Genomic DNA, 13,324 nt, shown 5'->3' with positions numbered 1-13,324 from the left:
AGATGAGAAAAGGATTGTTTTCCCGCCCACAATGTGATACATTGAATTCCGTCAAATATTTTGTCGAAAAATGGGAAGTGTAATATTTGATATCATCTTTGGGGGGACAATGATCATGGCTTACAACACTCCGCAGAGGATTGCGGAACTAAGCATCGAGGCAGGTAAACGGAAGGTTAACTTACCGCTTTCAACCTTGCTGGCCCTGGGTTTTTTATCCGGTGCCTTTATCGCAGTGGGATTTTTATTGGACATCCGTGTAATCGGGAACGTTCCCAAGGAATGGGGCAGCTTTGCCGGTTTTTTGGGGGCGGCAGTTTTTCCATTAGGACTCATTCTTAGCGTAATTGCGGGCGGAGAATTGCTGACAGGGAACATGATGTTGGTATCGCTGTCCACGCTCGCCGGGAAAACTTCATTTGTGCAACTGCTTAGAAATTGGTTTTGGGTCACTTTGAGCAACTTTGTCGGTGCTGTTTTTGTAGCCTATTTCTTTGGACATGTTGTCGGATTGACGGGACAAGGTCCTTTTTTGGCAAAAACGCTGTCCATTGCTGACGCGAAACTGCATGAAACATTTATCCAAAGTTTCATCTCGGCCATAGGCTGTAACTGGCTGGTCGCTCTTGCCGTCTGGCTTTCCTACTCGGCGGAAGATACTGCAGGTAAAATTCTAGCGATCTGGTTTCCGATCATGGGATTTGTCGCTATCGGTTTTCAGCACGTAGTAGCCAACATGTTTGTCATTCCGGCAGCGATTTTCGAAGGGCACGCCACTTGGGGAGATTGGTTAATGAATTTCATTCCTGTATTTCTCGGAAACGCCGTTGGCGGAAGCGTTCTTGTCGCTTTTTTATACTGGGTGGCCTATATAAGGGGAACGAGTGAAAAGCCTCAGAATTAAGATGGAAGTTTAATCATTACATAGCAAAAAATCCGTGCGCAGGCACGGTTTTTTTGTTGTTGGGGAATTATAATTTTTGACAGATGTAGATAAGGTCATCATTGTACATAAGTGTGTTTGAGATACATTCAACCGCTAAGGTGATGTTGTTTTGCATCGCAAATCCCTCGGTTTTTGCCCCTCGGTGTTATATTGTGCAGGATCGTATGAACTTCATCGATATTTTCCTGGTTTAACGGTATGACCACCCGCCGTGCAGTCACTCGCGCCGGGAGAGCCGCGCGTAGTGGAAATCATGCATCTAATTTGTCTTCGATATTTTCCCGTTAATCCAGCATGCCGCGGGTCAGCACATACCGGAAGTCGCAAAGTTTCTGTCCGTTCACCCGAGGGGTGATTTTTTCCCCGTTAATCAAAGCAATCCAGCATGCTCACCGTGCTGCTAAAGCCCCGTCCAGCCAGCCCAGGCCTTCCCATGTCCTGCTGTCGCCATGATCACTAATAAACGAGCCGGATGTCAGAGCAACAGAAAACGTCCCGCATCAACTTGTCAAAATGGAACGATACGTTCTTCCTAACTTGCCGCACGAATTACTCAGTCAAGTGCAGGCAATCAAATTTAATACTTTTTTGTAACAAAATGGTATTCTATGTGTTAAAGTAATATTATATGGCGATCCAGCTATGTCGATGCATAATTGATTAAGTGAAGGGAGTGTAAATGTGTGAAAGTATATGATTCAGCCGAATGCTTTTCCGGCAATGAGAAAATCGCCCTTGCCAAAATAATGAACCATCAGCTGGAACCGGAACATACACACACATTTGTCGAGCTGGTCTACATTCGGTCCGGGTCGGGGAACCATCAGGTGAACGGCCAATCGTACACAGTGCAAAGGGGCGACCTTCTAATGATGAATGTGGGAGACTGCCACTCCTTCCAGGTCGATAGAGACTTGGAATATATGAACATCTTGTTTGAACCTGACTTCCTCAGCGAACAGTTGTCGGCGGTCGATTCCGCGCGCAATTTTATGTCATTAAAATTATTTCAGGAGTTCCATGGCAATTTGGAGAATGAGACACCCATGGTGAAATTTCGCGGAAAACGGATGATCGAGGTTGAAGAGCTTCTGGAGAATATGTGCCGTGAATACGTCGAGAAAAAATGCGGATACCAGGCGATGTTGACAGGATATGTCACGCTGCTTCTGGCCATGACATTCCGGACGATGCAGGATTATCTGAAGAATTCCGGGCTGCGTGACGCTTACCACATGCTGCCGAAGATGTTGACGTACATCGAGCGCCATTACGCCGGTCAAATCACTTTGCAGGACTTAGCCAAGCAAAGTTTTTATTCCCCTTATTATATCAGCAAAATTTTTACGGAGTGCCTGGGCTATACTTTCACGGAATACGTCCAGCAGATCCGATTGCAGGAAGCAAAGCGGAAGCTCATGGAAACGGAAGACACTGTGGAATCCATTGGACGCAGTGTGGGCTACGCGGATAAAACACAGTTTTTCCGGTTATTCAAGCAGTCGTTCGGCATGACCCCGCAGCAGCTTAGAAAGACAGGTTATAAATTTAAATAATAATGTAATCGCTTACATCATATGAGGCATTTCGCAACCGTATTAGTTTTTTTGGGAGTTTATTGTTTGTATTATTTTTATTTATTTGTATTTATTTATATTTCTGTTTAGGTTTGTTTTTTGTGTTGTTTTGCAGTTGTTTTTTGGATGGAAGAGCAGCCCGATTGTGTACATATTTCACTGGTTATGACTGAATTTGTAGGTCATAAACAGAATGAAAGCGGATTCAGACAAAATGATAGTGGTTTCAGCCATATCTAATTATCGAATACAATGAATTTTTTGTCGTTTCCTGGAAGAGAGTGGACGATTTAGCTCTAGTTCAAAATATTCAGAAAATTAGCAAATTTAATATTGATTTTTTTTGGATTCGGAATAAAAATGAGGTTGAGCCAAAAAAACTCAAAAACAATGCCAAAGAATCGGAGGGTTGCAAATGAAGCTAAGGAGTAAGTCGATTCCGATAGTGCTGTCTTCCGCACTCATGCTCGGTCTCGCGTTGGCGGGTTGCCAGAGCAGCACTGCGCCGACCGTCCCTGCAGCACAACAGCAGAAGAAAGATCCGCATAAAGACGAGGTGAAGCTTACCGCAGGGGGCGGGGAAAGCACGGCAGCCCCAGCGCAAATTACCGAATTCAAAGAGTCCCCCTTCTTCCAGGGAAAAGGTCTACCTGCTGTGAAAGACCGGCTGCCTTCCGATTATAAAATCACCAATGAAATTCCGGCAAACCAGATGAAGTACGAAATAGGACAATACGGCGGAAACTTGAGAACGGTTACATCCGCAGTGGACTGGGATGCAGACGTATTTGTGATGAGCAACGAGCCGCTGCTGAACACCCCCGGCATTCTTGGAGACGAGATCACCGGCAATGTATTGAAAGATTATAAAGCTGACGAGGATCAAAAAACGTTCACATTCAACATGCGGAAAGGGTTAAAATGGTCAGACGGCCAGCCGGTGACGACGGAGGATGTCCGGTTCACGGTTGAAGACGTACTGAACAACGCCGAACTGACACCGATCTTCCCGGTGTGGATGCGAAGCGGCGGGCTGGCCGACGGCGCTCCGATGAAGCTTGAAGTGGTTGACGAGTATACGTTCAAGCTTTCGTTCGACCGCCCGTACGGTGGCATCCTTATCCGTTTTGCGATTCAGGGCTGGCGCGGTTACACCGAGCTGATCAAGCCCGCTCACTACTTGAAGCAGTTCCATAAAAAATATACTCCGATGGAAAAATTGGAGCCTCTGATCAAGGAGGCGCAGTTCCAGCCCGGCGAATGGGTGAATCTTTTTAACCAAAAAGACGTTACAAACTGGAAGCTGACAGACAAGAAGGCGATCGGTTTCCCAGTGCTCTACCCTTGGATTCAGACGAAGAACACAGAAAATATGACGACGTACGAACGAAATCCTTACTACTTCAAAGTCGATCCGGTCGGCAACCAGCTCCCTTATATTGACAAGATCCAAAGCTCGCTCGTGCAGGATATCGAGATGGTCGGCATGAAGACCATCGCCGGAGAAGTCGATTTCTCCCGCGAATCGGCCGCGCTTATCAAGATGCCGCTTTACAAGGAGAACGAGAAAAACGGATATAAGGCGAACCTCGCCAACATGCACGTAACTCCTACGGATATTTTCCTGAACCAGTCATATAACGACCCGAATTGGCAAAAGGTGGTGCAGGACGTACGCTTCCGCAAAGCGCTGAACCTTGCACTGAACCGGAAAGAAATCATCAGCACCATCTACTACGGCTTGGCAAAGCCGGGCATTATTGAGGATCCTACATTCGATCTGACTCAGGCAAACAAAATGCTGGACGACATGGGCATGAAGAAAGGTCCCGACGGCAAACGACTCGGTCCCGACGGCAAAGTGTTCACGATTCCGTTCGAGGTCGGCGCCCAAGCTCCAGATATAGTCCCTCTGACTCAGCTCATCGTTGAGATGTGGAAGCAGCTCGGACTGGACGTCACGATGAAGACAATCGACCAGAAGCTGTGGACAACGAAGCGCGAAGCCAACGAGCTGCAGGCCTCGATGATGTGGACGCATACTCCTCTTTGGTATATGGGAGACTGGGGCTTAGGCCTGTGGGGAGCGGCATGGGAGAGCTGGAAAACCTCCGGAGGAAAGAAAGGCGCGGAACCGCCGGAGAACGTAAAAAAACTGTATAATCTTATCGACCAAGCGTCCGCGGCAAAGCCGGATGATGCGAAGAAGCTAATCGATCAGGTGAAGCAGGAACTGAAGGATAACGTGTATTACTTCATCCCGATTTCCGAAGTGAAACAGCCGCTGATTGTCAATGCAAAGATTCACAACGTGCCTAACGATTCCAGTTTTGCCATTGCGGCAAACTTCAGCGGAGAGCAGTTCTTTTTTGGCAAATAGGAACAAATCCCCCAAAAGTGAAGCATACCTTCGAAGCCTATTCCGACTACTTTTGGGGGAGCCCCCTTCATCCACAGAATTGCTTCGCATAATTTCCTATATAGCAAGCAAGCGCGAACCTGGACAGGGGCCCGAACGGATCGGGTCTGGCCGGGCTGCCGGGTTCGCTTTCTCATTACAGATCACCCTGAAAGGAGGCAACCGCATGCTCAATTACATCTCCTATCGGATCTTGCAGCTGATTCCACTGTTGATTGCCATAAGCATCATCGTTTTCGTCATCATCCAGCTGCCGCCGGGAGACTTCCTTACCCAATATGTCGCGCAGCTCAAAAATGCGGGGAACGACGTTTCGGAGAGCATGATCCTGAATCTGAAAATGCAATATGGCCTTGATAAATCAATGTATATGCAGTATTTCATCTGGATCAAGAACATTATTCTCCACGGAGACTTCGGCCGTTCGTTCCAATATAACCGGCCGGTATCCGAAGTTATCGGGCCGCGTCTCTCCCTGACTCTCGTCATTTCGCTCATTTCGCTTGTTTTCGTTTGGCTGGTCGCCATTCCGATCGGTATCTATTCAGCGACCCACCAATATTCGATTATGGATTATGTGTTCACTTTTATCGGCTTCATCGGTTTGGCCATGCCCGGTTTCCTGATCGCGCTCGTTCTGATTTATTTTATCTTCACACAGACAGGGGTTGCAATTACCGGCCTGTTCTCGCCAGAGTTTGCCGATGCGCCGTGGAGCTGGGCGAAGATCATGAATATGCTGCCGAGGCTCATTCTGCCGGTTATCGTCATCGGCATGTCGGGCACCGCTTCACTCATCCGCGTAACACGGGGCATGCTGCTTGACGAGCTGTCGAAGCAGTATGTCATTACGGCGCGGGCCAAAGGGGTGGCGGAAAATAAACTGCTGTTCAAGTACCCGGTGAGGATGGCGATCAATCCGCTGATCAGCACGATCGGCTGGACGCTGCCGGCGCTTATTTCCGGGGAAGCGATCGTTGCAATTGTCCTCAATCTGCAGACGACCGGGCCGATGCTGCTTAAAGCGCTCATGTTCCAGGATATGTACCTGTGCGGAAGCTTCCTGTTGATACTTAGTGTCATGACGGTACTCGGCACTCTGATGTCGGATATTTTGCTCGCCGTGGTCGATCCGAGAATTCGCTTCGGGGGGGTCACGGAATGAGCGGCATCACAACAATCACGAATGCTCTGCGGCGGGGAAAAGTCAAGCAGCAGAAAGCGGATGAGGCGCAAAGCTATGAGGTGGCTTCCCAATGGCAGCTGATGTGGTGGAAATTCAAAAAGCATAAAGTCGCGGTTGCGTCGGCTGTCCTGCTGCTTTTCTTTTATTTTGTGGCGGCTTTCTGTGAATTCTTAAGTCCCAATCTGCCGGAGGCCAGGTTAACGGAATATAAGAATTCGCCGCCGCAAAAATTGCATTTCGTCGATCCGGCCGGCGGCTTCCAGCTTCGTCCATTCGTGTACGGCATGTCCGAGAAGGTGGATACGAACACGTTTCGCCGGACGTTTACGGTCGATCCCGAGAAGAAATACGAGCTCTACTTCTTCACACAGGGCGAGCCCTACAAGATGTGGGGATTGATTCCGACGAGCATCCATCTGTTCGGGCTGAAAGATCATAAGAATCCTCTTATTTTGATGGGAACCGACAAACTGGGACATGACCTGTTCTCCCGTGTTTTATACGGGGCGCGTATTTCATTGTCGTTCGGCCTGATGGGCATCGTGCTTACTCTTATTCTCGGGCTGCTGCTCGGCGGTATATCCGGATATTTGGGAGGCGTATCCGACACGATCATCCAGCGGGTCATTGATTTGCTGATCTGTATTCCGACGATCCCGCTCTGGATGGCGCTTTCCGCCGCCTTGCCGAAAACCTGGTCTGCAACGCAAACTTACTTCGGACTTATTATCGTATTTTCCATCATTGGCTGGACCGGTCTCGCGCGTGTCGTGCGAGGGAAAGTGCTGTCGCTCCGCGAAGAAGACTTCACTATGGCCGCACGTCTTGCCGGAGCGAGCGACTACCGCATCATCATCAAGCATCTGCTTCCCTCGTTCGCCAGCTATATTATAGTCAATGTCACGCTGTCCATCCCCGGTACAATCCTGGGGGAGACGGCGCTAAGCTTCATAGGAATCGGGCTGCAGGCTCCTGTGGTTAGCTGGGGCGTGCTGCTGCAGGACGCGCAGAACCTGGAAACGTTGGCGCATCATCCATGGCTGCTTTGGCCGGCGGGATTCATCATTTTAACAGTGCTGATGTTCAATTTTCTTGGGGACGGACTGCGGGATGCCGCGGATCCCTACAAGTAAGGAGGCAGGACGATGGCACGGCAGGATGAAATCATATTGGAAATGAAAGACGTAAAGGTGCATTTTCATTTGGACGAAGGGGTGCTCAAGGCAGTAGACGGCATCGATCTGCGGATCAAGCGGGGCAAGACGCTCGGCATCGTAGGGGAAAGCGGCTGCGGCAAGAGCGTAACCTCTCAGGCGCTGCTCCGTATCGTGCCAAAGCCCGGTGAAGTTCAGGGCGAAATCAAGCTTTACCGAAGCGGCAAGGACGGCGGCAAGGACATCGACCTTGTCAAGCTGGATCAGCACGGAAAAGTAATTCGGGATATCCGGGGCGGAGAAATCGCAATGATCTTCCAGGAGCCGATGAAGGCGTTTTCGCCAATCCATACTGTGGGAGACCAGATTATGGAGGCGATCCTGCTTCATGCCACCGACGACAAAAAAGAGGCGTACCTTATGGGGGTTGAAATCCTGAAGAAGGTCGGCATGTCCAATCCCGAACAGAGGATGGGGGAATACCCGCACCAGCTGTCCGGCGGAATGAGGCAGCGTGCGATGATTGCAATGGCGCTGTCCTGCCATCCCTCCATCCTGATCGCCGACGAGCCCACCACCGCGCTGGACGTGACGGTGCAGGCCCAGGTGCTGCAGCTGATCAACGACCTGAAGACGAATAACGATACGTCGGTCATTTTTATTACGCACGATCTCGGGGTGATAGCGGAAATGTCCGACGACGTCGCAGTCATGTACCTGGGAAAGGTTGTGGAATACACGGATGTCGACTCTCTGTTTCACGGAGCGAAGCATCCGTACACGAGAGCGCTGTTGAATTCCATTCCTTCCGTTGGCAGGGATACGAAAAGGCTGGAATCGATCGAAGGTAACGTGCCGTTTCCAATGAATCTGCCGAAGGGATGCGGCTTCTATTCGCGCTGCAAGCATGCGGTGGAAGGCATCTGCAACATTGCCGACATTCCGCTGGTGGAGGTAGCCGAAGGACATTATGTCCGCTGTCTGCTGGTGGAAACCGAACCAACCGAGCTGGAGGTGAGGGCATGACTGCGTTGCAGGAAGAGCTTGTACTTGACGTCCAGGCGATGAAAAAATATTTTCCGATCAAAAAGGGATTCTTCCAAAAGACGGTCGGCTATGTGAAAGCCGTCGATGATGTAAAGTTTTACATTCGCCCCGGCGAGACGTTTGGGCTTGTGGGCGAATCCGGCTGCGGCAAAACAACGCTGGGACGCTGCGTCCTTAGGGCGGTCGAACCGTCCTCCGGCGCGGTGATGTTCCGCGATCGCCAGGGAAACGTCCGAAATGTGCTGAACCTCGAGCCCAAAGAAATGCGGGCCATTCGCAGGGATATGCAGCTCATTTTCCAGGATCCCTACTCATCGCTCAATCCGCGGATGACAGTGCTGAACATCATCGCCGAGCCGCTGGTGTGCAACGGTATGATGAGCGGCCGGGAGCTGAAGGACCGGGTCCGCCACCTGATGGAGCTGGTCGGGCTCAACAGCCGCCATCTCGAGCGCTACCCGCACGCCTTCAGCGGAGGGCAGCGGCAGCGGATCGGCATCGCCCGGGCACTGGCGACCGAACCGAAGTTCATCGTATGCGATGAAGCCGTATCCGCGCTGGATGTGTCCGTACAGGCGCAGATCATCAACCTGCTGCAGGATTTACAGGAAAAGCTCAATCTGAGCTATCTGTTCATCTCCCACGATCTCGGGGTCATCCAGCACATCTCAAACCGGGTAGGCGTAATGTATGTAGGCAAAATGGTGGAGACGGCTTCTACGAAATCTTTGTTCGCACAGCCGAAGCATCCGTATACGGAAGCGCTGCTTTCCTCCAAACCCGTACCGGATCCGCGCAGGAAATCGAACCGCATTATCCTGTCCGGCGAGGTGGCGAACCCGGCGAGTCCGCCGGCCGGCTGCTATTTCCATCCGCGCTGTCCTTATGCGAAAGACGTATGCAGGAAAGAAGCCCCGGAGATGAAGCAGGTGGGGGATGGGCATTATGCGGCCTGCCATTTTGCCGGGGAGCTGCTGCTCCGGGGGGCGGCCGCTATATGATCAGCATTATGGTGCAGATCATAATTTTCTTGATTGCGTTAGCTGCGGTCATGCTTGCTTCCATGTGGTATCTGCGCGTGCTGCTCGACAGGATGGTCGGCTCCAAGCACCGGGATTTGGAAACGATTGCTTTAACCGGTGAAGTGCCGGAGTCTTGGTCGATGAAATACGACGTCCAAATGAACCGTTTGCGGGAAGCGGGCAAACAGCAGCGGTTTGATCGGATTCGTAGAGCCGCCAAGAGGAGTCATTTGCGCAGGCTTTCCCGATTATCGGAATACGTCCGCCGGACCCGGTTCATGGAGAATGAAGAAATCCGCAAGCATACGCTGCGTATGCTGCAGAGGCTGGACAGGCAATGGAGGGCAGAGGATGAATCCGTTTCATGAGGATCACAGGAGGAAGATGCAGGCGGGCTTCTTATCGCTCGCGGTCACCGTCGTCCTGTCCGCGCTCGGAATCTATAACTGGATGGAGTTTCGGGATTTTGTTATCGGCATGCTCGCGGCTTTCAAGGTGAACCCATTCGCTTGGCAGGCCATCGATAATATGACATTTCTGTTATCGGGCGTCATCTGGCTCGCATACGTGTTCTTCTGCCAGTTCTATATAAGAAAGCAGGCATTGAAACGGCGCTGGCTTCCGGCATCCGTCCTGCTGCTCGCGGTGCAGCTGTGGCTGCTGCTCGTGTGCCGGGTCCTTCCGGCTCTTTTCGGCGGCGCCGGGAGAGCCTTCGGTATTGTTCTGCCGCTGGAAGGGGCTTTGGCCGTACTCCTGACCGCTTATGTGCTGTCGGCCAGGAGCCGCCGGAGGATTGCCAACATCAATCAGGAAGAAAGAGGGTAATCGTGCATGGATATCGGAGTGGTTTCCCGAAGTTTCCCCAAATTTACCAACGAGGAGGCCGCTTTGTTTATGGCTGGGCACGGATTCCGGTGGACAGAGCTCTGTTTTTCACAAACGGATTCCAATTATTGGCGATACAATGGACGCTGCGACTTGAGCGAAATGACGGACGGCCGCTGCAAAGAGATCATTGGCACCTATCGCCGGCACGGTATAGAAGTCGCTTCTATCGGCGTATTCACCAATCTTCTCGAAGAGGACAATGCAGAGCTCACACGTAATCTTGAGTATTTTGAGCGGCATATGCAGATCGGGGCCGACAACGGAGTAAAGGTGATAGCGACGGAGTGCGGGTTTATCCCCGGGAAGCGCGGAGTGTCGGCGGATACGTATGAATCGGCGTTTCAGCGCCTTGTTCAAAGCGCAAAATGGCTTGCAGAGCGCGCCGGACATTACGGTGTGACGATCGCCCTCGAACCGTGCGTGCTGGATGTCGTTCCCAGTGCGAAGCGCATGGCTGACTTCCTGGAGCAAGTGGGTTCGCCTGCAATCCGAGTGCTGCTCGACCCGGCGAATTTGATCGCCAACAGCTCGGAGGACGATATGTTCCGCTATCTGGCGCCGCATATCGCTTATTTTCACGGCAAAGACCGGAAAGTAAACGACACGTACGGACGTATTGTGGGCGACGGCGATATCAACTGGCCTTTATTCCTCGACTTGTATCACCGGCATACGGAGGGAGCTCCTTTCATTTTGGAATATGTGAATGCGGATAATGTATGCGGCGTAAGGGACCGGGTGCTGGCCTTCGACCAGGAGCGGTGATTTTAATGGTCTCGGGAGAGAAAAGAAAACCTTTCGGGCAGGAAGGCGGAATACAGGCCGCCGCCGTTACGGCTCGAAGCGAATGGAGTGAGGGGGACCGAAACATGCTGGTAGCGGAGAGATATCAGTACATACTCCGGCTGGTGAATTCGAGAGGGAGCATACGTGTATCCGAGCTCAGCGAAATCTGCAGGGTCACCGAGGAAACGATCCGCAGGGACTTGGACCGGTTGGAGAGCGAAGGGCGATTACAGCGGAGCTACGGCGGAGCGATGCGCATCAGTCCGCAGACTACCGAGACGTCCTACCAGGTTCGTGAGGCCAGCCATGTATCCGAGAAACAGCGCATATCCACGGAAGCCGTGAAATATGTGGAGCCGAACGACCGGATCGTGCTGGATGCCAGCACAACCGCGTGGCATATGGCGTCGCAGCTGCCGGATATTCCGCTGACCGTGCTGACTAACTCGCTCAAAGTATCGCTCGTGCTCAGCGAAAAGAAGAATGTAACGGTGATCAGCACAGGAGGCATTTTGTCTGCCAATTCGCTGTCGTACCTCGGTCCGTTGGCCGAGCAGTCTCTTGAGGAATACCACGTCAACAAAGCATTCATTTCGTGCAAGGGCGTCCATTTGGAGAGGGGCATCAGTGAAAGCAACGAGCTTCAGGCCCGTGTGAAACGCAAAATGGTCGGCATGGCGGAACAGGTCTATCTGCTGGCCGATCACAGCAAATTCGATGTGCAGGCTTTTACGGCGATCGGAGGCTGGGATCAAATTCATAATCTGGTCACCGATGCGCAAACGCCCGCCGATTACGTGCAGCTGCTGCAGCGCAAATTCATCAACGTTATACAGTTGCCGGAATGAGAGGGAAAGTTTGGCGCAATTGACCTTAAAGATGGCGGAAAACACAATGAAGCGGCACGATAAACACATTACAATTATAAGTAGAGTACAAGGATGGAGGACACTCCATCCTTTCCAAAAATTCAAAGGAATGAGGGATGCGGATGATCGGCAATAACACTTGGCTCATCCCCGACGGCTTCCTGCCGCCCAAGAGCACAGGCGATCAAATCAGCCACGAAGCGGTGTGCGTCTTGAACGTGGGACAGGCTGACGCGGACATCAAGCTGACGCTATACTTCGAAGACCGGGAACCGATGGACCGGTTCAAAGCGGTATGCGGCGCCCGAAGGACTCACCATATAAGGCTTGACCGTCTCAAGGACGAGGAGGGAAATCCTGTGCCTTTAGGCGTTCCTTACGCGATAAGGGTGGAAAGCAGCGTTCCAGTCATCGTCCAGCACAGCCGTCTGGATACCTCTCAGGAGGCGCTTGCGCTGTTCACGACGATGGCATATCCGGTGGAATAGAGGAGAAGTCCATGCTAATGGTGAAGCAGCTGCATCGAAGCCAATTTATGCATAATGCAAATATTCCATTTGCGATCACCCGGTGCGTGCACGACGAAAGCAACCTTCCAACGGCCCACAGCCACGATTTTATAGAATTGGTCTATTTGGTCAGCGGCAGGGCGGATCACCTCTTCGAAGGGGAGCTCTACCCTGTCGAATCGGGGGACGTGTTCATCATCAATCCCGGCGAAGTCCACACCTACCGTACCGAGCCGGGGGACAGCATTGAGATCATCAACTGCCTGTTTACGCCGGACCTGATCCACGAATCGCTGCTGAAAGAGCTCGGCGTCTCGCAGTCCATGGATTATTTCTACGTGCATCCTTTTTTGGATAAAAGAGAGCGTTTTCATCATCGGTTGAATTTACATGGAGCGGAAGCCGGGCACGTGCTTCAATTGATGGAATGCATCATGGCAGAATGGCAAAAACGGGGCACGGGCTATCTCACTGTCATTAAGCTGCAGATGCTGCAGCTGCTCATCGTACTGTCCCGTTATTACGCAGGATCAGCCGCTGTGAAGGAAAAAAAGCCGCAGCGCGCAGGCGAGCATACGTTGCTCGTAAGAAGGATCACCGGTTTTTTGGAGCGTCATTTCGATAAAAAGCTGGCCATCCCCGAGTTATGCGAGCTGTTCAGCATCAGCAGCCGTCACTTGAACCGGGTATTCAAGCAGGAAACCGGACAAACCGTGACCGAGCGCATACATCAGATCCGGATCGACAGGGCGAAGCAGTACCTGGACGAAGGTGAAGATAAAGTAATCAACATCGCGCAGCGCGTCGGCTACGAGGACCCGGCCTTCTTTACGCTGCTGTTCCGGCGCAAAGTCGGATGCTCGCCGGGGCAATACCGGGACCGGCAAATATAGGCAGTTAATTCATTAAGCGGAGGGATTG

Annotated in this window: 13 protein-coding genes; all 13 read left to right on the top strand. The window is 51.7% G+C overall.

Features of this window, described 5'->3' with window-relative positions; all coding sequences use genetic code 11:
• Window positions 1-115: 115 nt before the first annotated feature.
• Entirely contained in the window at window positions 116-904 is a 789-nt protein-coding gene (locus tag ACZ5N7_RS05175) for a formate/nitrite transporter family protein (protein ID WP_464658020.1), read from the top strand.
• 725 nt (window positions 905-1,629) lie between these two features.
• Window positions 1,630-2,502 (top strand): AraC family transcriptional regulator, encoded by an 873-nt coding sequence (locus tag ACZ5N7_RS05170; RefSeq protein ID WP_464658018.1) that lies wholly within the window; start codon window positions 1,630-1,632, stop codon window positions 2,500-2,502.
• A gap of 436 nt (window positions 2,503-2,938) precedes the next feature.
• On the top strand, window positions 2,939-4,903 hold the full coding sequence (locus ACZ5N7_RS05165) for an ABC transporter substrate-binding protein (RefSeq protein WP_464658016.1): 1,965 nt from the start codon (window positions 2,939-2,941) through the stop codon (window positions 4,901-4,903).
• 205 nt (window positions 4,904-5,108) lie between these two features.
• Entirely contained in the window at window positions 5,109-6,107 is a 999-nt protein-coding gene (locus tag ACZ5N7_RS05160; protein ID WP_464658014.1) for an ABC transporter permease, read from the top strand.
• On the top strand, window positions 6,104-7,261 hold the full coding sequence (locus ACZ5N7_RS05155; RefSeq protein WP_464658012.1) for an ABC transporter permease: 1,158 nt from the start codon (window positions 6,104-6,106) through the stop codon (window positions 7,259-7,261). The genes ACZ5N7_RS05160 and ACZ5N7_RS05155 overlap by 4 nt, the downstream gene beginning before the upstream one ends.
• A gap of 12 nt (window positions 7,262-7,273) precedes the next feature.
• Entirely contained in the window at window positions 7,274-8,308 is a 1,035-nt protein-coding gene (locus ACZ5N7_RS05150) for an ABC transporter ATP-binding protein (protein WP_464658010.1), read from the top strand.
• Window positions 8,305-9,330 carry an ABC transporter ATP-binding protein gene (locus ACZ5N7_RS05145; RefSeq protein ID WP_464658008.1) on the top strand — a complete coding sequence of 342 codons (1,026 nt, stop codon included), beginning with the start codon at window positions 8,305-8,307 and terminating at the stop codon, window positions 9,328-9,330. Before ACZ5N7_RS05150 ends, ACZ5N7_RS05145 begins: the two co-directional genes overlap by 4 nt.
• The gene (locus ACZ5N7_RS05140; RefSeq protein ID WP_464658006.1) at window positions 9,327-9,719 is read left to right on the top strand and encodes a hypothetical protein; all 393 of its coding nucleotides are present in this window, start codon (window positions 9,327-9,329) and stop codon (window positions 9,717-9,719) included. Before ACZ5N7_RS05145 ends, ACZ5N7_RS05140 begins: the two co-directional genes overlap by 4 nt.
• A complete protein-coding gene (locus ACZ5N7_RS05135) occupies window positions 9,703-10,176 on the top strand; it encodes a hypothetical protein (RefSeq protein WP_464658004.1) in 474 nt (157 codons plus the stop codon). Before ACZ5N7_RS05140 ends, ACZ5N7_RS05135 begins: the two co-directional genes overlap by 17 nt.
• 6 nt (window positions 10,177-10,182) lie before the next feature.
• Complete coding sequence (locus ACZ5N7_RS05130) at window positions 10,183-11,004, top strand: sugar phosphate isomerase/epimerase family protein (protein ID WP_464658002.1); 822 nt, start codon at window positions 10,183-10,185, stop codon at window positions 11,002-11,004.
• Between the two features lie 104 nt (window positions 11,005-11,108).
• Complete coding sequence (locus tag ACZ5N7_RS05125; RefSeq protein ID WP_464658000.1) at window positions 11,109-11,873, top strand: DeoR/GlpR family DNA-binding transcription regulator; 765 nt, start codon at window positions 11,109-11,111, stop codon at window positions 11,871-11,873.
• Window positions 11,874-12,016: 143 nt separating this feature from the next.
• Window positions 12,017-12,382 (top strand): sensory rhodopsin transducer, encoded by a 366-nt coding sequence (locus ACZ5N7_RS05120; RefSeq protein WP_464657998.1) that lies wholly within the window; start codon window positions 12,017-12,019, stop codon window positions 12,380-12,382.
• A gap of 11 nt (window positions 12,383-12,393) precedes the next feature.
• Window positions 12,394-13,296: a helix-turn-helix domain-containing protein gene (locus ACZ5N7_RS05115; protein WP_464657996.1), complete on the top strand. Its 903-nt coding sequence runs from the start codon at window positions 12,394-12,396 to the stop codon at window positions 13,294-13,296.
• The last annotated feature ends 28 nt before the right edge of the window (window positions 13,297-13,324 follow it).

The sequence above is a fragment of the Paenibacillus sp. JCM 18996 genome (assembly GCF_055392555.1).
Note: the sequence above shows the minus strand (reverse complement) of the source record. Positions and strands in the feature narration are given on the sequence as shown.

Coding starts and splice junctions, on each gene's coding strand:
- ACZ5N7_RS05175 (WP_464658020.1), top strand. CDS start 116: ATGGCTTACAACACTCCGCAGAGGATTGCGGAACTAAGCATCGAGGCA.
- ACZ5N7_RS05165 (WP_464658016.1), top strand. CDS start 2,939: ATGAAGCTAAGGAGTAAGTCGATTCCGATAGTGCTGTCTTCCGCACTC.
- ACZ5N7_RS05160 (WP_464658014.1), top strand. CDS start 5,109: ATGCTCAATTACATCTCCTATCGGATCTTGCAGCTGATTCCACTGTTG.
- ACZ5N7_RS05155 (WP_464658012.1), top strand. CDS start 6,104: ATGAGCGGCATCACAACAATCACGAATGCTCTGCGGCGGGGAAAAGTC.
- ACZ5N7_RS05150 (WP_464658010.1), top strand. CDS start 7,274: ATGGCACGGCAGGATGAAATCATATTGGAAATGAAAGACGTAAAGGTG.
- ACZ5N7_RS05145 (WP_464658008.1), top strand. CDS start 8,305: ATGACTGCGTTGCAGGAAGAGCTTGTACTTGACGTCCAGGCGATGAAA.
- ACZ5N7_RS05140 (WP_464658006.1), top strand. CDS start 9,327: ATGATCAGCATTATGGTGCAGATCATAATTTTCTTGATTGCGTTAGCT.
- ACZ5N7_RS05135 (WP_464658004.1), top strand. CDS start 9,703: ATGAATCCGTTTCATGAGGATCACAGGAGGAAGATGCAGGCGGGCTTC.
- ACZ5N7_RS05130 (WP_464658002.1), top strand. CDS start 10,183: ATGGATATCGGAGTGGTTTCCCGAAGTTTCCCCAAATTTACCAACGAG.
- ACZ5N7_RS05125 (WP_464658000.1), top strand. CDS start 11,109: ATGCTGGTAGCGGAGAGATATCAGTACATACTCCGGCTGGTGAATTCG.
- ACZ5N7_RS05120 (WP_464657998.1), top strand. CDS start 12,017: ATGATCGGCAATAACACTTGGCTCATCCCCGACGGCTTCCTGCCGCCC.
- ACZ5N7_RS05115 (WP_464657996.1), top strand. CDS start 12,394: ATGCTAATGGTGAAGCAGCTGCATCGAAGCCAATTTATGCATAATGCA.